Origin of the sequence: Paraburkholderia sp. BL18I3N2, from assembly GCF_003001875.1 — a bacterium.
Lineage (GTDB): Bacteria > Pseudomonadota > Gammaproteobacteria > Burkholderiales > Burkholderiaceae > Paraburkholderia > Paraburkholderia phytofirmans.
Genome location: NZ_PVNC01000011.1, coordinates 24,319 through 45,993, shown reverse-complemented (window position 1 = coordinate 45,993; position 21,675 = coordinate 24,319). Strand labels below are relative to the sequence as shown.

Here is a 21,675-nt window from a genome sequence, read left to right as displayed (position 1 = left end):
CTCCTCGTGATCGATCGAATCGCTGGGACTGCATTGAATCATGAATGACGCGGGCAATTCCACTTTCGTCTCGCGCGCGGCGGTTCTCATGCAGTATCGAGCGTGTCGTGAAGATGCTCGACGAGGTAGTCGATCAATGCCCTCACCTTCGGCGGTAAGAATCGATTTGGTGGATACAGCAGCCACACCGAGCCCACGTAAGCGCGCGCTTCGAGATTCCAGTCGGGCAGAACCTGCATGAGTTCGCCGCTCCGCAGTGATTCCGCGGCCGCGAATTCTGGTACGCACGCAATGCCGAAGTCCTGTAGCGCGGCTTCGAGTCGCGCGCCGGCATGATTGGCGATGTAGCGACCCTTCACGTCGACGCTCTGTGTCTCCGTGCCGCGGCGAAAGCGCCAGCGGTTGTCGTCGGCAGTCTCGCCCAGGTAGATGCAGGCGTGCTTCTGCAGATCGCGTGGCTGCGCCGGTGTGCCGCGCTCACGCAAATACGCCGGCGACGCAACCAGCAGCCAGCGCACCGCGCCCAACCGGCGCCCCGCGAGTCCCTGCGGTGGATGCTCGGTCAGGCGGATCACCAGATCGACATCGTCGGCGAGCGGGTCGACGTCGTGATCGGTGAACAGGAGTTGCAGGTCCACTTCGTCGTAAGCGCGCAGGAAGCCGGCGATCAGCGGGTGGATCACGGACCTCGCGAACTGGGTCGGCGCGCTCACGCTCACCTTGCCTTGCGGTCTGCCAGCCAGTTGCCCGGCGGCGTCGACCGCGCCCGACGCGGCGCTCACCATGTCGCGACAGAATCGCACCACCTGAGCGCCCGATTCCGTCACCCGCACCGTGCGCGTGGAACGCTCGAGCAAACGTGTCGCCAGCGCGTCTTCGAGCCGCTTGATCTGACGGCTGACCGTCGACGGCGTGCTGCCGAGTTGCCGCGCCGCCACCGAGAAATTGCCGGCGTCGACGACGCGCGCAAAAACCGCCATGTCCGGCAGCAAGGCGAAAAGCTCGGTTGGGGTCATCGTTCCGGGTCCGTGAGTGTGGCCAGGTATTAATGCATTTGCGACATAAACGCTTTGCGCCGAGACCCGATTATCACGCGTGACGCAAAGTTCGACAATACGGCCTTATTAGCTCGAGGTCCGTCCATGTCGAAACAAGAACGTCTGCTCATGTTGTCCGATCTGATGCTGCTCGCCGTCGCCGTCGTGTGGGGCACCAGTTACGGCGTGGTGAAAAGCGCGCTGGTGTTTTATCCGGTGCTGGGTCTGCTCGCGCTGCGCTTCGGCATCACTTTCGTGATCCTGTCGCCTGCCCTGCGCCACCTGCGCACCGCCGACGCCCGCACGCTGCGCGGCGTGCTGTTCTCCGGCGTGCTGCTGCTCGGTATCTTTCTCTGTGAAACCTTCGGCATCCTGATGACACGCGCGGCCAACGCCGCGTTTCTGATCAGCTTGTGCGTGGTGTTGACGCCGCTCGTCGAATGGTTGCTGCTCAAGCGCAAACCGAGCCGCATCGAATGGGTGGCAGTGGCGCTTTCGCTGCTGGGCGCATGGCTGCTCGCCGGCGACGGTGAACTGAGCCTCAATCCCGGCGATGCGCTGATTTTGCTCGCCGCGCTGCTGCGCGCGCTGACGGTGTGTGTGACCAAAAGCGTGATGCGCGATTCGGCGCTGCCGCCACTATCGGTGACTGCGGTTCAGTCTGGCGTGGTGGCATTCGGCAGCGCCGCGGCCGCCTGGCTGTTTGCGCCGCAGCAGTGGCAGCCTGTGCCCCCGATTGCGGGACATGCGGCGTTCTGGGGCTATGTCGGCTATCTGGTGATCGCGTGCACGCTGTTCGCGTTCTTCGCGCAGAACTTCGCGATCAAGCGCAGCAGCCCGACACGCGTCTCGCTGCTGATGGGCAGCGAACCGGCGTTCGGGGCATTGTTTGCCTGCATCTGGTTGGGCGAGCGAATTTCGGTGACCGCGTGGGTCGGCGGTGCATTGATCGTCGCGGCATCGATTCTGGCGACCGTGCGATGGACCGCGTTGCGTGTGAGCGCCGCGCAGGCCTGAAGCAAGGTGTTGCGTCGATCAGGGGCTCGGCGCCAGCTCCTCTTCGCGCTCCAGCGAGCGCGTGCGTCTGAGCTCCGGAAAGAAGCGCATCCAGAGCAAGGCGACCGCGATGGTCGCGACGCCGCCCACCAGCACGGCCGGTTGTGCGCCCCACCACCCCGCCGTCACGCCGGATTCGAATTCGCCCAATTGATTCGACGTCCCGATGAAAAGCGAGTTGACCGCGCTGACGCGTCCCAGCATTTCCTCCGGCGTGCGCAGTTGCACGAGCGACAGACGCACGACCACGCTGATGGTGTCCGACGCGCCGAGCACCATCAGCGCGATGAGCGACACGAGAAATTGATGCGACAGGCCGAACACGACCGTGGCCGCGCCGAACGCGATCACGCCGCCGAACATCGCCGCGCCCGGCCTGTTGCGCAGCGGGAAATGCGCGAGCCAGACGGTGCCGGCGAGTGCGCCAATGGCGGTGCCCGAGCGCAACAGCCCTAGACCGAGCGGCCCCGTGTGCAGGATATCGCGCGCGAAGATCGGCAACAGTGCGGTCGCGCCGCCGAACAGCACGGCGAACAGATCGAGCGACAACGCGCCGAGAATCACCGGTTCGCGGCGAATGAAGGCAATGCCCGAGAACACCGATTCAAGCGTGACAGGTGCGCGGTTCGCCGGCTTTGTCTGTAGCGAGATGCCCGACACCGCTGCGGCCGCGGCCGCAAACGACAGCGTGCAGGCGAGATAGGCAGCGCCCGGGCCGATGCCGTAAAGCAGACCGCCCAACGCCGGGCCCGCGATCTGCGCGGTCTGATTCGCCGAAGTGGCCCATGCCGTTGCTTTGGGCAACTGACCGCGCGGCACGACGCCCGGCAATAGCGAAGCCACCGCGGGCGATTCGAAGGCGCGCGCCGCACCGACGCATGCGGCGAGCACATAAATCACGGGTGCGCTGATCCAGCCGCTGAAGGTGCCGACAGCGAATAACAATGCAGCGAGACTTTCGAGGCTTTGACAGATTGCCGCGATACGGCGGCGGTCGTAACGGTCGGCGACGTGGCCCACGACCAGCGTCAGCACGAACATCGGCAGAAATTGCGCGAGGCCGACGAGGCCGAGTGCGAAAGCGCTATGCGTGAGCGCGTATATGTGCCAGCCCATTGCCACGGCGAGCATCTGGAACGACAGCGACGAGAGGATGCGGGTGCACCAGAAACGCTGAAATGCGGGGTGTTTCGGCAAACTAACGGATGAGGAGCCGGGCAGTTCGGCGGGCGCTGGAGGCATGGCGTTCGTGCTCTTGACTGGGCGGACTTGGGCGGCCGCTAGTTTAGAGCAAGATGATTTGTTTTGGGTTACGGCCTTGCGCGGCACGCGTCGCCGGCAGCGACGAAACGGCCCGCCGCCTTCAGGCGAGAACCGCCGGACGCGCCCGGGTGAATCGGGATTCGACGAGCAGATACGAGAGGCTGCCGAGCGCCGCCGTCATCACGACGCCGGCCAGTACCGCGACCAGATACGCAAGCCTGATGTCCGTGAAATTGCGTTGCGCCAGCAGCGCGATGGCGGGATAGAACGGCACGTGCCAGATGTACAGGCTATAGCTTGCGCGCCCTATTGCAGCAAGCGGCTTGGATTCCAGCGCACGCACGATCGGCGAGCGCGCAGACGAATGGATGACCCGGCAAATCATCAACGCGACTGACACGGCTAGCAGCGTGTATCCGAACGTCTGAAGCCACGCCAAGGTTTTGAATGGGACATCTGAACATGCCAACGCTATCCAGATCGCCATGAACATCGCCACGCCGAGTACGCCTGCCGCTGCGGACTGTCTGGAACGAAGATGGGAAGGCACGAGTGCCAGCAGGCAACCTACTGCAATCGAGTCGATCCGGCAAAGCGTGAAGGTATAGATGCCGTTGTCGGAAATGCCAGCAAAATGGCACGCCACTCTGAACGATATCGCCACCAGCAGCAGCGCCACGGCCGGGCGAAAGTACGAATGGAAACGGGCGACGAGAATCGGAAACACGACATAGAAATGCCATTCCACGGCCAGCGTCCAGAAATGGGCCATGGTGAAATGTTGATCCGCCAGCGCAACCCGATCGCCGAACAGCGACTGCAGACTGGCCGTGAACGTCCATAGCAGGTACTCGTTTTTCAAGACCTTGCTATGCGGGTCGATCAGCAGCACGACAAGCGTGAATATCAGCAGGCTCGCGACATAGGCGGGCAGCAACCGGATTGCCCGGCGTTGGATGAATTTCGCATAGGACTCGACCGAATTGACGGGCCGCTTTAATAGCGTCGTGGTGATGAGAAAGCCCGAGATCACGAAAAACACGTCCACGCCTATCCAGCCGGTCGACGCAATACGCACGATACCGGACCATGCGCCACCCAACTCTGAGAGGCCGCTGGAAAAATAGCTCGTGTAGTGGAACAGGACGACCAGCATCATCGAGATGGCTCGGAGTCCATCGAGGCCGGTCACGTAGCGCAAGGAGCTTGCGTCTCGGATGCTATGTGTTTCCATCCGCGCATTCTACAGATTACGGAATGATTGCGGCGGTAAGGTTTGGCGGCTCTGGCAAGAAAACAAAAAGCCGTTGAATCCTTGGGGATTCAACGGCTTATCATTCGTTCCTGGCGGAGAGACGGGGATTCGAACCCCGGATAGGTTATTAACCTATACACGCTTTCCAGGCGTGCGACTTAAACCGCTCATCCATCTCTCCGGCGGGGAGTCGAATTATAGCAAACTTCGCGCGCCGCGCCATACCCATGCGCAAACCGGCTTAAGGATGCCGGATATAGTCCACCAGCGCCCGCGTATAAGCGTCCGGTTTCCGGTCGATCAGGCTCACGCCGATCGCCACCAGAAACCCCGCCGGCACGCCGAATACGCCGGAGCTGATCGGCTCGATCCCGAACCACCTGGCTCCGGCGAAACCCGTCATCTGCGTGAAGAACGGGTACGTGGAGACGATGTAATAGATGCACACCAGCAGCCCCGCCACCATGCCCGCCACCGCGCCAAGGCGTGTGGTGCGCTTCCAGAACACGCCCAGCACCAGCACCGGAAACAGACTCGAAGCCGCCAGCGAAAACGCCGCGCCCACCAGAAATAGAATGTTCCCCGTATTCAGCGACGCCACGTACGACGCGAACAGCGCCACCCCCAGCAACAGAATCTTCGAGATCGTCACGCGCCGCTGGCTCGACGCGTTCGGATCGACCATGTGGTAGTACACATCGTGCGACAAGGCATTGGCGATGGTGAGCAGCAAACCGTCCGCGGTGGAAAGCGCCGCGGCCAGCGCACCCGCCGCGATCAGCCCTGACATCACATACGGCAGTCCCGCGATCTCCGGCGCGGCAAGCACGACCATATCGGGCTGCATTTGAATCTCGCTCCAACGCACAATGCCGTCGCCGTTCGTATCGGCAAGACTGATCAGGCTCGGTTCGACCTTGCGCCACTGCATGAGCCACTGCGGCAAGTCTGAGAAGTGATGGCCGACCAGGTTGGTCAATATCTCGTACTTGATCAGAACCGCCAACACCGGCACCGTCAGATAGAACAGCGCGACGAAGAACAGCGTCCATCCGACGGAGCGTCGCGCTGAAGCCACCGAGGTGGTCGTGTTATAGCGCGTCAGAATATGCGGCAGGCTAGCCGTGCCGAGCGACAGGCACAGCAGCAGCGAAAGAAAATTGCGTTCGTGGATGCGCCGGTCTTCCTCACTCACGGCGGGAAACGGCTCATGCATCGCCACCGGTGCGGCTGCGCGCATCAGCATTTCATCGCGTCGCTGAGTCCAGACGATCTGCGCGGCGGCGGCATCGCGTGGAAACTGTTCGAGTGAGCGCTCGCGCTCCTTGATCTCGCGCAGCGGGCCGTTATGGCGGCGTAGATCGGCGACTTCCTGCGTGAGACGCAGCTTCTCGTCGACGAACGATTGCGGCAAGGTGTCGAGCCGCATCTGCATCAACGCGGCACGGCGGCGATAATCGTCGCGCACGGTCTGTTCGAGCGGCGCGTCGCGCACCTGCTTCTCGAGGCCTTCGACCCGCTCCATCAAGCGGCCGTAGTTGAATTGCGGCACCCAGCCGAGGCCGTCCTTGTGCGCGATCATCGACACGGGGATCAGAATCGCCGCGATCAGGATGATGTATTGCGCGACCTGCGTCCACGTCACGGCACGCATGCCGCCGAGAAACGAACACACCAGAATGCCCGCCAGTCCGCAGAAGATGCCGACGGCAAAATCCACGCCGATAAACCGCGTCGCAATCAGGCCGACGCCCTGGATCTGCGCGACCAGATAAACGAACGAACACAGAATCGCCGCCAACGCGGCAAGGCCGCGCACGGCGTTGCTCGAAAAACGCGTGCCGAGAAAATCGGGAATCGTGTAGCGCGCGAGCTTGCGCACATACGGCGCGAGCAGGAACGCGACGAGACAATAGCCGCCGGTCCAGCCCATCAGATAAGCGAGACCGTCATATCCGGTCGCATAGATCGACCCGGCGAGGCCGATGAACGAGGCCGCCGAAAGCCAGTCGGCCGCGGTCGCCATGCCGTTGAAAGCGGACGGCACGCGCCGCCCTGCCACGTAGTATTCCACCAGATCGGAAGTGCGCGACAACAGGCCGATCACCGCATACACCGCAATCGGCACGAACAGGAATACATAACCGATCCACACGCCGGGACCGGTGGTGCGCTCGATGCGCCACATCACATAGATGAAAAGCAGGAAGCCGAGCGTGTAAAGAGCGTAGGAGCGGATCAGCCGATTCGTGAGCTTCATCGGCTCAGTTTCCGCGCGCGATGGACGCATCGGCGCCGACGCTAGCGCTGGCATCCGCGTCAAAGGCGCGTTTGAGCTGGCGGTCGGCGCGCTGCATCAGCACGATATACACGACGATGAGCGCCAGATAGATCAGGATCGCCCCCTGCGCGCCGAAGTAGAACGGCAACCTGAAGCCGCCGACCCGCACCTGTGCCAGGGCGGGCGCCATCAACGGCAACACGAACGACACGATGAAGCCCAAGGTCATCAACGTCGCAATCAATGCGAGGTTGAAGCGCCAGTACTTTTGATGCGCGCGCGCCATCGCTGCCGAGACCGCGGGCGGTTCGGGCAGGGGATTCAGCGTAGCGTGAGAGGAGTGGAGCGGCGCGGCCATGCGCCTATGTATCAAAAAGCCACTGGGCAGGCAATCGGGATTGTCCGCCCAGTGGCTTCAACAACGTGGCTTCACGACCAGCAATCTGCGTGGGACCAAGGATCTTGGTTCGATACGCCCTCGCCCTTCACACAGACCCATGCAAGCTTAAAGCGACTCGCCGAGTTGATCGAGAATCGCCGGGTTCTCCAGCGTCGATACGTCTTGCGTGATTTCCTCGCCCTTCGCGAGCGAGCGCAACAGGCGGCGCATGATCTTGCCCGAACGCGTCTTCGGCAGGTTTTCGCCGAAGCGGATGTCCTTCGGCTTGGCGATCGGACCGATCTCCTTGCCGACCCAGTTGCGCAGTTCGTTGGCGAGCTTCACCGCTTCCTCGCCTTCCGGACGCGCGCGTTTCAGCACGACGAACGCGCACACGGCTTCACCGGTCGTCGCGTCGGGGCGCCCCACCACAGCGGCTTCCGCGACCAGCGGGTTCGACACCAGCGCCGACTCGATTTCCATTGTGCCGAGCCGGTGGCCGGACACATTGAGCACGTCGTCGATGCGGCCCATGATCGTAAAGTAGCCAGTGTCCTTGTCGCGCACCGCGCCGTCGCCCGCAAGGTACAGCTTGCCGCCGAGCTCCTCGGGGAAGTAGCTTTTCTTGTAGCGGTCCGGATCGCCCCACACGTTACGCAACATCGACGGCCACGGACGCTTCACCACCAGAATGCCGCCCTGCCCGTTCGGCACGTCCTGGCCAGTTTCGTCGACGACCGCGGCCATGATGCCCGGCAGGGGCAACGTGCATGAACCCGGCACCAGAGGTGTGGCGCCCGGCAGCGGTGTGATCATGTGGCCGCCGGTTTCGGTTTGCCACCACGTATCGACGATCGGGCAACGGCTGCCGCCGACGTTCTCGTAATACCAGATCCACGCTTCCGGGTTGATCGGTTCGCCGACCGTGCCGATGATGCGCAATGTGGACAGGTCGTAGCTCTTCGGATGCACTTTCTCGTCGGCATCTGCGGCCTTGATTAGCGAGCGGATCGCGGTCGGCGCCGTATAGAACAGCGAGACCTTGTGCCTGGCGATCATGTCCCAGAAGCGGCCGGCGTTCGGATACGTCGGCACGCCTTCGAACACGACCTGCGTGCCGCCGAGCGTCAACGGACCATACGTGATGTAGCTATGGCCGGTGATCCAGCCAATGTCTGCGGTACACCAGAACACATCCGCGGGCTTCCAGTCGAAGGTCCACTTCAGCGTTTGCGCGGCCCACAGCAGATAACCGCCGGTGCTGTGCTGCACGCCCTTCGGCTTGCCGGTCGAACCGGACGTGTAGAGGATGAACAACGGATGCTCGGCGCCGACCCACTCGGGCGCGCATTGATCCGATTCGGCCTGCGCGAGTTCGTGCATCCACAGATCGCGGCCTTCGTTCCATGCGACCTTGCCGCCGGTGCGCTGATAGACGATCACGCTCGTGACTGCTTCGCAACCGCCCATTGCCAGCGCTTCGTCGGCGATGTTTTTCAACGGCAAGGCTTTGCCGCCGCGCATCTGTTCGTCGGAAGTGACGAGCGCAACGGCGCCCACGTCCACCAGCCGCTCATTGAGCGACTTCGACGAGAAGCCGCCGAACACCACCGAATGTGTCGCGCCGATCCGCGCGCATGCCTGCATCGCGACGATGCCTTCGATCGACATCGGCATATAGATCACCACGCGATCGCCCTTCTTCACGCCGCGCTTCTTCAGCGCGTTCGCGAAGCGCGACACACGTTGCAGCAGATCCTGATACGTGACGTTCGTGACGGTGCCGTCGTCGGCTTCGAAAATGATCGCGACGCGCTCGCCGTTGCCGGCCTCGACGTGGCGGTCGATGCTGTTATACGACGCGTTGATCTGGCCGTCTTCGAACCACGTGTAGAACGGCGCGTTCGATTCGTCGAGCACTTTGGTGAAGGGCGTGTTCCAGCTCAGCGTCTCGCGAGCGAGGCGCCCCCAGAAACCTTCGTAATCGCGTTCGGCCTCGGCAGCCAGCGCGCGGTACGCGTCCATTCCGGAGATCGCGGCACCCGCCGCTGCTTCAGCGGAGGGAGGGAAAACACGGCGTTCGTGAAGAACCGATTCAATCGCAGACATCGACAACCCCTTGGTGAAGATGAAACGTAAAACCTGTGCCGGCGCGCCCGTCGCGCGCCCTCTGTCTTGATGACGCCGCAACGAGCGGCGTGCTGTCTCCAAGCCTCGCGCTTCGATCACCGACCGATGCGCAGCGACCCATCCGGCTGCATGCATCACTCATGCGGCACCGCAACATGAACGCATGCCAAACGACGTTCCGCTCTCACGCTCAAACATAAACGGTGCAACTTACCGGCCACTTACGCGCAAAGCACCGGACTGCCAGCGAAAACCCTAACGCGGCTCATGCGACGCCAGCATCGAATGATGAATGCAGCGCGAAGCAACGCATGCTACGCGATGCCGTGACGATCATGTGTCTGAAACGGCGCATGGATCGAGCGCTGAGCGAGCGCGCTGCACACCGCGACGCCGTGCGAACCCTGCGTACCCGCGTGGCGCGCCTTTACGCTGGCTCGCACGGCCTCGTACAATCCTAACTGAACTAGCCGTCCGGATTCCAGCTTGAATCGTTACTCCCTGCTTCTTAATCGTTACTCTCTGCTTCTCATCACCTCGATGCTGCTGGTCGGCAGCAATGTCGGAATCGGTAAATCGATCGTCGAGTTCGTCCCCGTTCCTCTGTTCGCGCTGCTGCGCTTCGTGATCGCGATGGCAGTGCTGTGGCCGCTTCTGCGCGCGTCCAGACTGCGCCGCGTGAAGCGCGGCGAATGGTTCAACCTGTTCTTGCAAGCCCTGTTCGGCACGTTCGGGTTTACGCTGCTGATGCTCGGCGGCGTGCAGCGCACGAGCGCGGTCGCGGCCGGCGTCATCACGAGCACGATTCCCGCGGTCGTCGCGCTGCTCTCGTGGCTCATCCTCAAAGAGCGTCCGAACGGTCGGGCGCTCGCGTCGATCGCACTGGCGATCGTCGGCGTGGTCTTCATCAATCTCGCGCACGTGGATCGGAGCTCGGGCGGCGAGACCTCGTTCGCGGGCAACCTGATGGTGCTCGGCGCGGTGTGCTGCGAATCGCTTTACATCATCCTGTCACGGCGTCTCACGCAAACGCTCGCACCGATCGACATCTGCGCGTACACGCATCTCTTTGGCCTTCTGCTGATGCTGCCGCTCGGCGCGAGCGCGCTGCTCGACTTCGACTATCGCGCTGTGCCGCTCAGCGTCTGGACGCTGGTGCTGTGGTACGGATTGTCGGCCAGCATCTTTTCGTTCTGGTTGTGGATGAAGGGCATCCGTCATGTGCCGGGCAGTCTCGCGGGCGTGTTCAGCGCCGTGCTGCCCGTGGCGGCCGCGATCTACGGCATCGCGTTTCTCGGCGAGCGGCCCACCTTCGCGCATGGCATCGCGCTAGCCTGCGTGGTCACGGGGATCGGGCTGGCGAGCCTGAAGGTCAGACTGCCGCCAGTGGCGTCGTGAGTGTTTAGGTCCCGGCCGCCAGCCGCCGTCCGCAAGGTGCGTGGTCGAGCGCGCCGCCTGTCGAAGCGGCGCCACCCTGCCCGCCGCACCGCAGCAAATTCACCCGACGCTGTACAATGGCGCGCCTGATGCGAGCTTTTCCGGTCGTCCCTAGCCGTGCACCGCGCTGTCTGCGCCGGGTTTGCGTGCCTGATCCGCTGCGTATGTGTCGCGTGTTTGCCATGTATTTGCCATGTATGTGCCGCGTACCGTGCATGCCGGGCCGGTACATTTAGTCCGCGCATTTAGTCCATATTCCGTCACCTGCGTTTCGTCTGACTCTTGCCCATGTCCGCTCCGCGATCCGACTCCGCCCATCAGCGCCGCCCGATGCGCCCGATCCCTTCGATCATCTTCATGAGCCGCTGGCTGCAGTTGCCGCTCTATCTGGGTCTGATCGTGGCCCAGGCCGTCTACGTCGTGCTGTTCCTCAAGGAAGTCTGGCATCTCGTCACGGCATCCATGACGCTCGACGAAACCAACATCATGCTGGTCGTGCTCGGTCTGATCGACGTGGTCATGATCTCGAACCTGCTGATCATGGTGATCATCGGCGGGTATGAAACATTCGTGTCGCGCCTGGGCGTCGAGGGTCATCCGGACGAACCGGAATGGCTCGACCACGTGAACGCCGGCGTGCTCAAAGTCAAACTGTCGATGGCGCTGATCAGCATCTCGTCGATCCATCTGCTGAAGACCTTCATCAGCCCCGACCAGAATTCGACGCATACGATCATGTGGCAGGTGATCATCCACGTCGCGTTCCTCGTCTCGGCGCTCGTGATGGCGCTGGTCGACCGCCTCACCACGCACACGCATCCAAAACATTTCGAAGAGCCCGCCGTCTTGCACGCCGTGGGCTCCGCTAAAGGTTCCACTCCCCTGAAGGCGCGCGACTGACCTGCCCTGCCCGGCGAGTCCGACAACAAGCGCCACCGTCCCCACTGAGCTAGCCATGACCGTCATCAAACAGGAAGATCTGATTCAGAGCATTGCGGATTCGCTTCAGTACATCAGCTACTACCATCCGCTCGACTACATCCAGGCACTCGGCCGCGCCTACGAGCTCGAACAGAGCCCCGCCGCGAAAGATGCCATCGCGCAGATTCTCACCAACAGCCGCATGTGCGCCGAAGGCAAGCGACCGATCTGCCAGGACACCGGCATCGTCACGGTGTTCGTGAAGGTCGGCATGGACGTGCGTTGGGACGGCGCGACGATGGGCGTCACCGACATGATCAACGACGGCGTGCGCCGCGGTTACCTGAACCCGGACAACGTGCTGCGCGCGTCGATCGTGAGCCCGCCGGAAGGTGGCCGCAAGAACACGAAGGACAACACGCCGGCCGTCATCCACTACGAGATCGTGCCGGGCAATACCGTCGACGTGCAGGTCGCGGCCAAGGGCGGCGGCTCGGAAAACAAGTCGAAGTTCGCGATGCTGAATCCGTCGGATTCGATCGTCGACTGGATTCTCAAGACCGTGCCGACCATGGGCGCGGGCTGGTGCCCGCCGGGCATGCTCGGCATCGGCATCGGCGGCACCGCTGAGAAAGCGATGGTGATGGCGAAAGAATCGCTGATGGATCCGATCGACATTCAGGACGTGATCGCACGCGGACCGAAGGACTGGATCGAAGAACTGCGCGTGGAACTGCACGAGAAGGTCAACGCACTCGGCATCGGCGCGCAAGGTCTGGGCGGTCTCGCCACCGTGCTCGACGTGAAGATCATGGCCGCGCCGACGCACGCCGCATCCAAGCCGGTCGCAATCATCCCGAACTGCGCGGCTACGCGTCACGCGCACTTCACGCTGGACGGCTCCGGCGTTGCCAAGCTCGAAGCGCCGTCGCTCGACGCATGGCCGAAGGTACAGTGGGAGCCGGACACCGAGAAGAGCAAGCGCGTCGATCTGAACACGCTCACGCCGGAAGAAGTCGCCGCGTGGACGCCGGGCCAGACGCTGCTGTTGTCGGGCAAGATGCTGACGGGCCGCGACGCGGCTCACAAGCGCATCGCCGATATGCTGGCCAAGGGCGAAAAGCTGCCGGTCGATTTTACGAATCGCGTGATTTACTACGTCGGCCCGGTGGATCCGGTGCGCGATGAAGCCGTCGGTCCTGCTGGCCCGACTACGGCAACGCGCATGGACAAGTTCACCGAGACGATGCTGTCGCAAACCGGCCTGATCTCGATGATCGGCAAGGCGGAACGGGGCCCGGTCGCCATCGAGGCGATCAAGAAGCACAAGGCCGCATATCTGATGGCCGTGGGTGGCGCGGCGTACCTCGTGTCGAAGGCGATTCGCAGCGCGAAGGTTCTCGCGTTCGAAGACCTCGGCATGGAAGCGATCTACGAGTTCGACGTGCAGGACATGCCGGTGACGGTGGCCGTCGATTCGAACGGCACTTCCGTTCATCAAACCGGGCCGAAGGAATGGCAGGCAAAGATCGGCAAGATTCCGGTCGCGACAGTTTGAAGTATTGACATCCGCTGAATAATTCAAAGCCGGGGCCTTAAACCCCGGCTTTTTTATGATGAAATGAGAACGGTACGCATCACGCGAAAAACCCTCTGAAATCAAGCGAAAATCTGACTTTTTGGCTTGGCTTTTTGCGTTTCGCCGTTTATTGTTCTGGGAAATTCAAAGCCCCTATAAGGACACACCATGCAAGGCGACAAGAAGGTCATCGAATATCTCAACTCGCAGTTGAAGAACGAACTGACCGCCATCAATCAGTACTTCCTGCATGCGCGGATGTATAAGCATTGGGGTCTCGAGAAACTCGGCAAGCACGAATACGACGAATCGATCGGCGAGATGAAGCACGCCGACTGGCTCATCGAACGCATTTTCATGCTCGACGGTCTGCCTAATCTGCAAGACCTGCACAAGTTGCTGATCGGTGAGGAAACGAAAGAAATCCTCGAATGCGATTTGAAGCTCGAACAGATTTCTCAGAGCACCTGCAAAGAAGCTATCGCGTATTGCGAATCGGTGCGCGATTTCATCTCCCGTGAAATCTTCACGAAGATTCTCGACGACACCGAAGAACATATCGACTGGCTCGAAACGCAAATCGATCTGATCGACAAGGTTGGCATCCAGAACTACCAGCAAACGGCAATGGGCTCGATCGAGTCCTGATCGAGCCACGCTGCAACCACCCGCGCGCCGTTCATGGCTCAGCTTATTTGCGATGATCCACGCCGCGCGGGCGATATACTTGCGCACCTTCCCGTTTTTCCGAGTGTCCCTTGAGCGCCGTGCCGCACGCGTCCTCGCCGTCTATGCCCGCAGAATCCTCGTCCGCGAATACAGGAATGTTCACGTCTGGCGCCGCAGCGCGCGCACCGGTCGGCATTTTCGATTCGGGGCTGGGCGGTCTGTCGGTGTTGCGGGCGGTCCGGGCACAACTGCCTGACGAGGCGATCCTGTATGTAGCCGACTCGCTCTACGCTCCCTACGGCGAGCGCGACGACGACTTCATCGCCGACCGCACGCTTGCGATCGGCGAATGGCTCGTCAAGCAAGGCGCGAAGGCGCTGGTAGTCGCCTGCAATACGGCCACCGCGCAGTCGATCGCGCTGGTTCGCGAAAAGCTGCCTATTCCTTTGGTCGGCGTCGAACCCGGCGTCAAACCCGCCGCGCTGCAATCGAAAACCCGTGTCGCCGGCGTGCTCGCCACGCAAGTGACGCTGCGCAGCGCCCGCTTTCAGGCGCTGCTCGAACGCTACGCCGCGGATTGCCGCTTTCTTTGCCAGCCGGGCCACGGGCTCGTGCAAGCGGTGGAACGCTGCGACGTCGACTCCGCCGAGTTACGCGCGCTGCTGCGCGGCTACCTGCAGCCCATGCTCGACGCGGGCGCGGACACGCTGGTGCTCGGCTGCACGCACTATCCGTTTCTCGATGCGGCAATTCGCGATATCGTCGGCGACCGGCTGATGCTGATCGACACGAGCGTCGCCATTGCGCGGCAACTGGAACGCGTGCTCGACCAACATGGATTGCGCGCGGTGCCGCAAAGTGCGGCCACCGTTCCGCCCCGCTTTTTTTCCACTGGCGACGGCACCCATCAGCAGCAATTGGCCGCTACCCTGCTGCATATCGACGCGACGGTCGAAACGGTGTCGATCCCCTCGCGCCGCACGGCAGCGCCGGACTCCCAGGCTGCATAAACGGCTGCCCAAGCGCCGTTTTTGGCCCACCACGCGGACTTTGGCGAGCTTTTTAGGCCATTTCCCCGTGCCGCCCGCCGACTCCACTCGTTAGCGCCTCATAGACGAAACCCTTCTAAGAGTCTGGTTTTGTTACAAAAAATCACGCAGGACGCTTGCCAAACGACCCAAACAAAATGATAATAATTCGCATTAACGTTAGCTATGACGCCCGCCATGATTGTCTGTGTCTGCAAGTCTGTTTCTGACCGAAAGATCCGTGCTTCGATCGAGGAAGGCATGGATTCGTTCGACGAACTCCAGTTCGAGCTCGGCGTCGCATCCTGCTGTGGCAAGTGCGCCGATTCCGTGCGCGACGTCATGATGAAAAGCGGCGTCTGCGCGAGCCGCTGTGGTTTTGAACATCACCCGCAAGCTGTACCGCTGACGTTTTACGAACGCAAAGCGGCCTAAGCCCGCTTTCCAAGGCGCGGCTCATTCCGCGCTTCGGGCGTTTCGCGTCCAATGCCGTTCTCGCTGTTCAAGCGTTATCCCACTGCCGTCAGCAAGCCAGTATTCGTACCAGCCAGCTACCCGCTCACCCGTCACAGGAGTTCGAGATGGAATTGCTGATTGGTTTCGTGACTACTTTGTTCATTTCGCTGCTGATTTTTCGAACATGACGATGTCCTGTCTGACGCGCTGCATCGACAGCGCGCCGCCACGCTAACATGCCGGCCTCGCCTACCGTTTCAGCCGGCGCCATGCCGGCTTCGTCTACCCGACTGAACTCCCGCGTCCTGACCGCGACCGCCGTGGTTGCAGCGATTCACGTCGCGCTGCTTGCCGTGGTGATGACCTTGCGTCACGACCCCGTGCAGCCCGTCCTCGAATCGCGCGTCATGACCGCGCAGTTGCTGCCGCCGGCACCGGTTGCCGCGCCGGTCGCGATTCAATCGATCGCGCCGCCGCCACCCACGCCGGCGCCGCCGGTTCGTACCAAACCGAAGGTCCAGCCGAAGCCGACTCCAACGCCCAAGCCGACGACTACACCTCTACCGGTGGCCGCCGCGCCGTCGCCGACGCCCGTCGCCGCACCCGATCCGACGCCGCCCGCGCCTGCCGCACCCGTTGCGCCACCCGCGCCTGCTGCACCGGCCGTCGGCCGTCAGACGATGGAGATCAGCGCGCCCAAAGACATGTCGCACCTCTCGTGCAATGTGGGCCAACCTGACTATCCGCCTCTCTCCAGGCGCCGCGGCGAGACTGGCACGGTGATCGTGAGTCTCGTGGTCGGCGTGACCGGCAAGATCGAAAACGTCGCGCTGAAAAAGAGCAGCGGCTTCAGCCGCCTCGACGACGCCGCGCTTGACGCAGTGCGCTCGAGCGCCTGCCAACCTTATCTTGAGAACGGGCAGCCGGTACGGGTCCCGACCAGCCAGCGTTTCAACTTCAGTCTGAACGATTGAGGCAGCTTTTAAAAAAAGGAATTGCAATGCAAAACTACGGACTGGCGCACGTGTGGGCGCAAGGGGATTTCGTGACGCGCGGCATCGCGCTCGCGCTGTTGATCATGTCGGTGATGTCGTGGAGCGTGATTGTCATCAAAGGCTGGAATGTGATGCGCCTGAACCGCCTCACGAAGAATGCCGAACAGGCGTTCTGGCATTCGGACGATCTCGCCGACGGCGTGAAGAAGCTCGGCGCCGGCTCATCGACGCCGCATGACAATCCGTTCCTCGCGCTGGCGCTGTCGGGCCAGGAAGCGGCCGATCACCATCATCAAACGCAGCCGCATCTGCATGACCGCATGGATGTGTCGGACTGGGTCACGCGCTGCCTGAAGGACACGATGGACGAAAGCGTCGCGCGCATGCAGAGCGGTCTCGCGATTCTCGCGTCGATCGGCAGCACGGCGCCGTTCGTCGGCCTGTTCGGCACGGTGTGGGGCATCTATCACGCGCTGCTGGCCATCGGCGCGAGCGGCCAGTCATCCATCGATCAGGTCGCCGGTCCGGTCGGCGAAGCGTTGATCATGACCGCGTTCGGCCTGTTCGTCGCGATTCCGGCGGTGCTTGGCTACAACGCACTGACGCGCGCCAACAAGGCCGTGGTCGCCAAACTGAGCCGCTTTGCGCATGGCCTGCATGCGTTCTTCGTGACGGGCGCGCGCCTGTCGTCGTCCAAGCGCGGCGACGGCCTGCGTCTCGCCGCGCGCGCGAACTGATCGACGAGGCACTCCGATGGCAATGAGCCCCTTCGCCGGCGACGATGACGACGGCCTGATGAACGAAATCAACATGACGCCGCTCGTCGACGTGATGTTGGTTCTCCTGATCGTCTTCATGGTGACGATTCCAGTGATTCGACACGCTGTCAAGATCGATCTGCCGCACGCAAGCAGTCAGAAAGAAGACACCAAGCCGACGCAAGTTACGGTCGCGGTCGACGCGGACGGCAACGTCACGTGGGACGACAAGAAGGTCGACGAAGCCGCGCTGAGCGCGAAGATCGCGCAAGCCGCGCAAGCGAACCCGCAACCCGAACTGCATCTGGACGCGGACCGCAAGGTTCCGTACGAGAAAGTGGCGCAGGTGATGGCGGCCGCACAAGCCGGCGGCCTCACGAAGATCGGCTTCGTGACTCAACCGAAAAGCAAGTAGTGTGGTTTATAGCCCTTGAAACAGGGGCTAAAAAGTAAAAGGCCTTCATCGTCGGATGAAGGCCTTTTTTGTGCGCACTCGGCGCCTTCGGGCGGCGGGATCATTTGCCATCGGTCGAAGATTGATAGCTACTCGAATCACCGCATGCGACAGCCGTGATCGACACGGACAGCGCGGTCAGCCCTATCAGGCCGGCTATGATAGCGGCCATGAGTTTCCGCATAAGAGACTCCTTAGCGAAGGGATTTCACTATAGGCCCGCGAGCCCGCGCAATCAAGCAAACGGCCATTGAAAGTACTCATGACAGGCCACGCTTAAATGCTAAAAGCGATGCCACGACCCGTTAGAAGTGCTATGAGGCGAGCGCGAACATCGGCTGCGCGACAGCGACCTTCTCCTCTTGCGCAGGACACTCGCCCATGATGTATTTGCCGTCGTCGGGATCGAGCATCTCGACCAGATAATCGACAAAGGCGCGCACGGCCGGCACCATTCCCTGCCGGGACAAGAATACTGCGTACAACTGCGGCGTCGGAAAGGTCCAGCCCGGCATCACCGGCGACAATTGCCCGGCTCGTAGCGCGGCGCCATACATCATCTCCGGCAGCGCCGCGATACCGACGCCGGCGAGCACCGCTTCACGGATCGTCATCAGATCGGCGGTCACGAGGCGCGGCTCGTGTTCGTGCACATGACGCGTGCCGTCGGGCGCGATCAGGTTGTAGACGTGGCGTCCGTCGCCGGTCGGCACGTCGAGCGTTTCGAAACCGTTGAGGTCGGCCGGCAGCAACGGCGGCGCGTTCTGCTGCAACAGGCTCGGCGCGCCGACCAGCATCTGCTCCGTGCGCCACAGCGGCCGCACGACGATGTTGGCGTTTTCGGGCGGATCGGAACGCACGCGCAGCGCGACGTCGATCGAATCCTCGAACAGATCGACCACGCGGTTCGTCACGCGCATCACCACGCGCACTTCCGGAAAGCGATGCATGAATTCGGGCAGGATCTGCGACAGGATGGTCTGCGAGACCGTGACCGGCACGCTGACGCGCACCGTGCCGCGCGGCGACGAGCGCAGTTGCTGGACGACATTGACGGCCGCCTGCGCCTCGCTCAGCATCGCCTGACAATGCTGATAGAACAGTTGACCGGCTTCGGTCAGCGCCAGCTTGCGGGTGGAGCGCTGCAGCAGGCGCACGCCGAGCGACGCCTCAAGCTCGGTCAGCCGGCGCGACAGGCGCGACTTGGAAATCCCCAGCACGCGTTCGGCGGCGGAAAAGCCGCCATGTTCGACGACCTGCGAAAAATACATCAGGTCATTCAGATTGTGTGAATCGATCTTCATCTCATCGTTCCAGTAATAGAACAATCCATTGCGTGAGGACGGCTGGCACCCCCAAAAACGGTCCCTATAATAGCTCCATGTTTCAAAAATAACGCTATTCCCGATTTTTTGAGGTGACTTTGATGAGCACGACCCGCACGATCGAACGCACCTTTCCCGCCGTTCGCACCACCGAGGGCGGCGGCTTTATCGTCCACCGCCCGTTTCCGACCCGCCTGCTGATGGACTTCGATCCGTTCCTGCTGCTCGACGAAATGGGCCCGATCGACTACGCGCCGGGCGAGGCGAAAGGCGCGCCCGATCATCCGCATCGCGGCTTCGAAACAGTCACGTACGCGCTCGAGGGCGAGTTCGGCCACAAGGATTCGGCCGGCCACTCGGGCACCCTGCGCGCCGGCGACGTGCAGTGGATGACCGCTGGCGCGGGCGTCGTGCACAGTGAGATGCCGGACCCGTCGTTCGTCCGCACCGGCGGACGCGTGCACGGAATACAGCTGTGGGTGAATCTGCCGCGCCGCGACAAGATGATCGCGCCGCGCTACCAGGAAATCCCGTCGGCGAGCATTCCCGTGGCGACGTCCGCGGACGGCAAGGTGCGCGTCAAGGTGATCGCCGGCGAAGCGCTCGGCGTCAAAGCGGCGATCGAAACGCGCACGCCGATCCTGTATCAGCATTTCTCGCTGCAACCGGGGGCCACAATCCGGCAACCGGTGCCGGCGGACTATCGCGTTTTTGCGTACAGCTTGTCCGGCAAGGGCTTCTATGGCGAAGGCGAAGCGCGTCAGGAAATCGACGCGCGGAAAATGGTCGTGTTTCAGAACGATGGCGACGCCGTGACGCTTGCAGCCGGCGCGGAGCCACTCGAGGTGCTGCTGCTGGGCGGCGTGCCGCTGAAGGAGCCCGTGGTGCGCTACGGCCCGTTCGTGATGAATACGGAAGACGAGATTCGCCAGGCCGTCGTGGATTACCAGGCCGGGCGCATGGGTGCGATCACGCATTGAATCGCCAGCGGGCGCGTCGCAACCCGGGGCGCGAAGGCCGTTAAATTCGTTCACAATAGCAATTCAGGCCGCGCGCCACGCCGTTCACTTATAACAGGCCGTGGCGCGCGGCAATTTCCGTCCCTGTTCAGGAGCGCGCATGGCAGAGTCCACCGTCACCGCCCACATCGGCTCGACGAATTTCCAGGTTCTTTTCGACGACGGCAAGCACACATGGCTCGCCGACGAACCCGAGTCGCTCGGCGGCGGTGATCGCGGACCGACGCCCGTCTCGCTGCTGCTGTCGAGCCTCGGCGCGTGCACGTCGATTACGCTGAAGATGTACGCTCAGCGCAAGGATTGGCCGCTCGCCGACGTGCGCGTGACGCTCTCGCTCGAAACCGGCGACGCCGGTACGGCCATCGACCGCAAGATCGTGCTCGAAGGCGACCTGTCCGACGAGCAGCGGGAACGGCTTTTGCAAATAGCCAATCAGTGCCCGGTTCACAAGATCCTCACGCATTCGATCACGATCCGTTCGGGGCTCGCCGTCGCTTAAACGCTTTCATAGGAAGCCGTCGTTTTGAATTTCGAACACCTTATCCAGATCAACGACCCGTTGAATCCGTTTGTCGAATCGATGACCCGCGAGCAATTGTGGGAAGGTCTCGTGCTGCGCGCCGAACAGCCGCAGCTGTTCGTGATGGGGCTCGACAGTTGCACGATCCTTTCGCGCGAAGGCAACGTACTCGAACGGGAATTGCACTACGGCCAGGCCACGGTGCGCGACCGCGTCACGCTCGCGGAAAGCCAGAGCGTGCGCTACGACATTCTGCCGACGGCCGACTACGTCGGCGGCTCGCTCACGATGACCATCGAGCAACCGGACGAACTGCAGTTGTTCCTGCGCTTCGAATACGCGACCACGCTGCCCGAGTCGACCGACCCTGATGCCCATCAGACGCAGGAGATCGTCAAGTCGGCGTATCGGGAGAACGACATCGATACCGTTCGGCTCATTCGTCAGTTTGTGCAGGCGAAGCAGGAACCCGGCTCGTTGCATTGAACATTGCGCGGGCGCCCTGCCCGCCACAGAACGCAAGACCGCCGAACGATCAGGCGGTCGTTCTGCAGACTCCTCTCCGCCTTCAAGCTCCCCTGACTATCAAAATTCAAATCCGATCAATTTCTCTTCCTTGTAAATGGGAATAGTTATCATTTAGAATTAATCCATCGAATCGACCAACAGCAAAAACGAATGACCGATCTCACGCGCCCTTCCACACTCAGCCTGCGCCGTCCGGCGGCCGCGCTGACCGGCCGTCCGAAAACGTCGACGGCGACGGTAACCGGCCAGAAGCCTGGCGCGGACCGCACCAACGGTTCGGGCGAGACGTCGGAGCGGGTCGTTCACAGCGACGCCTTGCTGCAGGGACATAGCCACGTCAGCATCGTGCATAACGGCGAAACCTACCAGTTGCGGGCCACGCGCTTAGGCAAGCTGATCCTGACGAAGTAGAGACGAATAGCAGTTAGTACCGGGTATTGTGGGGACCACCTCCCAGAGAGGTGTTGGGCAGTAGCCAGCCACGACGGCTTGCACGCGAGAACTAGACCCCTTCGTGCAGACACCAAGCCAGCCGTCGCAGCAAGCCAGGCCGCTTTTTTTGGTTCTCACTCGATACGGCGACAC

21 protein-coding genes and 1 tRNA gene are annotated in these 21,675 nt (G+C 62.2%); 14 read left to right on the top strand and 8 right to left on the bottom strand.

The window, feature by feature from the left end:
- Nucleotides 1-86: 86 nt before the first annotated feature.
- Nucleotides 87-1,016: a LysR family transcriptional regulator gene (locus B0G75_RS25420; RefSeq protein WP_106312061.1), complete on the bottom strand. Its 930-nt coding sequence runs from the start codon at nucleotides 1,014-1,016 to the stop codon at nucleotides 87-89.
- Nucleotides 1,017-1,142: 126 nt separating this feature from the next.
- Here B0G75_RS25420 and B0G75_RS25415 point away from each other — a divergent pair, with 126 nt between their 5' ends.
- Nucleotides 1,143-2,054, top strand: coding sequence for a DMT family transporter (locus tag B0G75_RS25415; RefSeq protein ID WP_106312058.1), 912 nt, complete (start codon nucleotides 1,143-1,145; stop codon nucleotides 2,052-2,054).
- An 18-nt stretch (nucleotides 2,055-2,072) separates the two neighbouring features.
- Here the strand turns inward: B0G75_RS25415 and B0G75_RS25410 are convergent, their stop codons facing one another.
- The 6 genes from B0G75_RS25410 to acs all read right to left on the bottom strand — a co-directional run bounded on the left by B0G75_RS25410 (nucleotide 2,073) and on the right by acs (nucleotide 9,380).
- Nucleotides 2,073-3,335 carry an MFS transporter gene (locus tag B0G75_RS25410; protein WP_106312055.1) on the bottom strand — a complete coding sequence of 421 codons (1,263 nt, stop codon included), beginning with the start codon at nucleotides 3,333-3,335 and terminating at the stop codon, nucleotides 2,073-2,075.
- Nucleotides 3,336-3,456: 121 nt separating this feature from the next.
- Nucleotides 3,457-4,590 (bottom strand): acyltransferase, encoded by a 1,134-nt coding sequence (locus tag B0G75_RS25405; RefSeq protein WP_106312052.1) that lies wholly within the window; start codon nucleotides 4,588-4,590, stop codon nucleotides 3,457-3,459.
- A 111-nt stretch (nucleotides 4,591-4,701) separates the two neighbouring features.
- Nucleotides 4,702-4,792: transfer RNA gene (locus B0G75_RS25400), tRNA-Ser, on the bottom strand.
- Nucleotides 4,793-4,852: 60 nt separating this feature from the next.
- Nucleotides 4,853-6,871 (bottom strand): sodium:solute symporter family protein, encoded by a 2,019-nt coding sequence (locus B0G75_RS25395; protein WP_106312049.1) that lies wholly within the window; start codon nucleotides 6,869-6,871, stop codon nucleotides 4,853-4,855.
- 4 nt (nucleotides 6,872-6,875) lie between these two features.
- Nucleotides 6,876-7,250 carry a DUF4212 domain-containing protein gene (locus B0G75_RS25390; RefSeq protein WP_181309340.1) on the bottom strand — a complete coding sequence of 125 codons (375 nt, stop codon included), beginning with the start codon at nucleotides 7,248-7,250 and terminating at the stop codon, nucleotides 6,876-6,878.
- Between the two features lie 147 nt (nucleotides 7,251-7,397).
- Nucleotides 7,398-9,380: an acetate--CoA ligase gene (gene acs / locus B0G75_RS25385; RefSeq protein ID WP_106312453.1), complete on the bottom strand. Its 1,983-nt coding sequence runs from the start codon at nucleotides 9,378-9,380 to the stop codon at nucleotides 7,398-7,400.
- 507 nt (nucleotides 9,381-9,887) lie between these two features.
- On the opposite strand from acs, the gene B0G75_RS25380 reads away from it, so the two are divergent.
- The 9 genes from B0G75_RS25380 (at nucleotide 9,888) to B0G75_RS25340 (ending at nucleotide 17,659) form a co-directional block, all read left to right on the top strand.
- Nucleotides 9,888-10,799 carry a DMT family transporter gene (locus B0G75_RS25380; protein WP_258194673.1) on the top strand — a complete coding sequence of 304 codons (912 nt, stop codon included), beginning with the start codon at nucleotides 9,888-9,890 and terminating at the stop codon, nucleotides 10,797-10,799.
- Between the two features lie 327 nt (nucleotides 10,800-11,126).
- Nucleotides 11,127-11,738 carry a TIGR00645 family protein gene (locus tag B0G75_RS25375; RefSeq protein ID WP_106312043.1) on the top strand — a complete coding sequence of 204 codons (612 nt, stop codon included), beginning with the start codon at nucleotides 11,127-11,129 and terminating at the stop codon, nucleotides 11,736-11,738.
- A gap of 55 nt (nucleotides 11,739-11,793) precedes the next feature.
- Nucleotides 11,794-13,317, top strand: a complete 1,524-nt coding sequence (locus B0G75_RS25370) for a fumarate hydratase (protein ID WP_106312040.1) — start codon at nucleotides 11,794-11,796, stop codon at nucleotides 13,315-13,317.
- Nucleotides 13,318-13,506: 189 nt separating this feature from the next.
- Nucleotides 13,507-13,986 carry a bacterioferritin gene (bfr, locus tag B0G75_RS25365; protein WP_106312037.1) on the top strand — a complete coding sequence of 160 codons (480 nt, stop codon included), beginning with the start codon at nucleotides 13,507-13,509 and terminating at the stop codon, nucleotides 13,984-13,986.
- A gap of 143 nt (nucleotides 13,987-14,129) precedes the next feature.
- Nucleotides 14,130-15,017 (top strand): glutamate racemase, encoded by an 888-nt coding sequence (gene murI / locus B0G75_RS25360; RefSeq protein ID WP_106312034.1) that lies wholly within the window; start codon nucleotides 14,130-14,132, stop codon nucleotides 15,015-15,017.
- 216 nt (nucleotides 15,018-15,233) lie between these two features.
- On the top strand, nucleotides 15,234-15,470 hold the full coding sequence (locus B0G75_RS25355; RefSeq protein WP_012432441.1) for a bacterioferritin-associated ferredoxin: 237 nt from the start codon (nucleotides 15,234-15,236) through the stop codon (nucleotides 15,468-15,470).
- Between the two features lie 257 nt (nucleotides 15,471-15,727).
- Nucleotides 15,728-16,465, top strand: a complete 738-nt coding sequence (locus B0G75_RS25350) for an energy transducer TonB (protein ID WP_106312031.1) — start codon at nucleotides 15,728-15,730, stop codon at nucleotides 16,463-16,465.
- 26 nt (nucleotides 16,466-16,491) lie between these two features.
- The gene (locus B0G75_RS25345; RefSeq protein ID WP_106312028.1) at nucleotides 16,492-17,223 is read left to right on the top strand and encodes a MotA/TolQ/ExbB proton channel family protein; all 732 of its coding nucleotides are present in this window, start codon (nucleotides 16,492-16,494) and stop codon (nucleotides 17,221-17,223) included.
- Nucleotides 17,224-17,239: 16 nt separating this feature from the next.
- The gene (locus B0G75_RS25340; protein ID WP_106312025.1) at nucleotides 17,240-17,659 is read left to right on the top strand and encodes a biopolymer transporter ExbD; all 420 of its coding nucleotides are present in this window, start codon (nucleotides 17,240-17,242) and stop codon (nucleotides 17,657-17,659) included.
- Between the two features lie 353 nt (nucleotides 17,660-18,012).
- Here the strand turns inward: B0G75_RS25340 and B0G75_RS25335 are convergent, their stop codons facing one another.
- Nucleotides 18,013-19,002, bottom strand: coding sequence for a LysR family transcriptional regulator (locus B0G75_RS25335; RefSeq protein WP_106312022.1), 990 nt, complete (start codon nucleotides 19,000-19,002; stop codon nucleotides 18,013-18,015).
- A gap of 122 nt (nucleotides 19,003-19,124) precedes the next feature.
- Here B0G75_RS25335 and B0G75_RS25330 point away from each other — a divergent pair, with 122 nt between their 5' ends.
- The 4 genes from B0G75_RS25330 to hemP all read left to right on the top strand — a co-directional run bounded on the left by B0G75_RS25330 (nucleotide 19,125) and on the right by hemP (nucleotide 21,501).
- Nucleotides 19,125-20,003: a pirin family protein gene (locus B0G75_RS25330; protein WP_106312019.1), complete on the top strand. Its 879-nt coding sequence runs from the start codon at nucleotides 19,125-19,127 to the stop codon at nucleotides 20,001-20,003.
- Nucleotides 20,004-20,142: 139 nt separating this feature from the next.
- Nucleotides 20,143-20,541, top strand: a complete 399-nt coding sequence (locus B0G75_RS25325; protein WP_106312016.1) for an OsmC family protein — start codon at nucleotides 20,143-20,145, stop codon at nucleotides 20,539-20,541.
- A 24-nt stretch (nucleotides 20,542-20,565) separates the two neighbouring features.
- Nucleotides 20,566-21,048 carry an SRPBCC family protein gene (locus B0G75_RS25320; RefSeq protein ID WP_012432433.1) on the top strand — a complete coding sequence of 161 codons (483 nt, stop codon included), beginning with the start codon at nucleotides 20,566-20,568 and terminating at the stop codon, nucleotides 21,046-21,048.
- A 192-nt stretch (nucleotides 21,049-21,240) separates the two neighbouring features.
- Complete coding sequence (hemP, locus tag B0G75_RS25315; protein ID WP_106312013.1) at nucleotides 21,241-21,501, top strand: hemin uptake protein HemP; 261 nt, start codon at nucleotides 21,241-21,243, stop codon at nucleotides 21,499-21,501.
- Nucleotides 21,502-21,675 lie beyond the last annotated feature (174 nt).

Coding starts and splice junctions, on each gene's coding strand:
- B0G75_RS25420 (WP_106312061.1), bottom strand. CDS start 1,016: ATGACCCCAACCGAGCTTTTCGCCTTGCTGCCGGACATGGCGGTTTTT.
- B0G75_RS25415 (WP_106312058.1), top strand. CDS start 1,143: ATGTCGAAACAAGAACGTCTGCTCATGTTGTCCGATCTGATGCTGCTC.
- B0G75_RS25410 (WP_106312055.1), bottom strand. CDS start 3,335: ATGCCTCCAGCGCCCGCCGAACTGCCCGGCTCCTCATCCGTTAGTTTG.
- B0G75_RS25405 (WP_106312052.1), bottom strand. CDS start 4,590: ATGGAAACACATAGCATCCGAGACGCAAGCTCCTTGCGCTACGTGACC.
- B0G75_RS25395 (WP_106312049.1), bottom strand. CDS start 6,871: ATGAAGCTCACGAATCGGCTGATCCGCTCCTACGCTCTTTACACGCTC.
- B0G75_RS25390 (WP_181309340.1), bottom strand. CDS start 7,250: ATGGCCGCGCCGCTCCACTCCTCTCACGCTACGCTGAATCCCCTGCCC.
- acs (WP_106312453.1), bottom strand. CDS start 9,380: ATGTCTGCGATTGAATCGGTTCTTCACGAACGCCGTGTTTTCCCTCCC.
- B0G75_RS25375 (WP_106312043.1), top strand. CDS start 11,127: ATGTCCGCTCCGCGATCCGACTCCGCCCATCAGCGCCGCCCGATGCGC.
- B0G75_RS25370 (WP_106312040.1), top strand. CDS start 11,794: ATGACCGTCATCAAACAGGAAGATCTGATTCAGAGCATTGCGGATTCG.
- bfr (WP_106312037.1), top strand. CDS start 13,507: ATGCAAGGCGACAAGAAGGTCATCGAATATCTCAACTCGCAGTTGAAG.
- murI (WP_106312034.1), top strand. CDS start 14,130: ATGCCCGCAGAATCCTCGTCCGCGAATACAGGAATGTTCACGTCTGGC.
- B0G75_RS25355 (WP_012432441.1), top strand. CDS start 15,234: ATGATTGTCTGTGTCTGCAAGTCTGTTTCTGACCGAAAGATCCGTGCT.
- B0G75_RS25350 (WP_106312031.1), top strand. CDS start 15,728: ATGCCGGCCTCGCCTACCGTTTCAGCCGGCGCCATGCCGGCTTCGTCT.
- B0G75_RS25345 (WP_106312028.1), top strand. CDS start 16,492: ATGCAAAACTACGGACTGGCGCACGTGTGGGCGCAAGGGGATTTCGTG.
- B0G75_RS25340 (WP_106312025.1), top strand. CDS start 17,240: ATGGCAATGAGCCCCTTCGCCGGCGACGATGACGACGGCCTGATGAAC.
- B0G75_RS25335 (WP_106312022.1), bottom strand. CDS start 19,002: ATGAAGATCGATTCACACAATCTGAATGACCTGATGTATTTTTCGCAG.
- B0G75_RS25330 (WP_106312019.1), top strand. CDS start 19,125: ATGAGCACGACCCGCACGATCGAACGCACCTTTCCCGCCGTTCGCACC.
- B0G75_RS25325 (WP_106312016.1), top strand. CDS start 20,143: ATGGCAGAGTCCACCGTCACCGCCCACATCGGCTCGACGAATTTCCAG.
- hemP (WP_106312013.1), top strand. CDS start 21,241: ATGACCGATCTCACGCGCCCTTCCACACTCAGCCTGCGCCGTCCGGCG.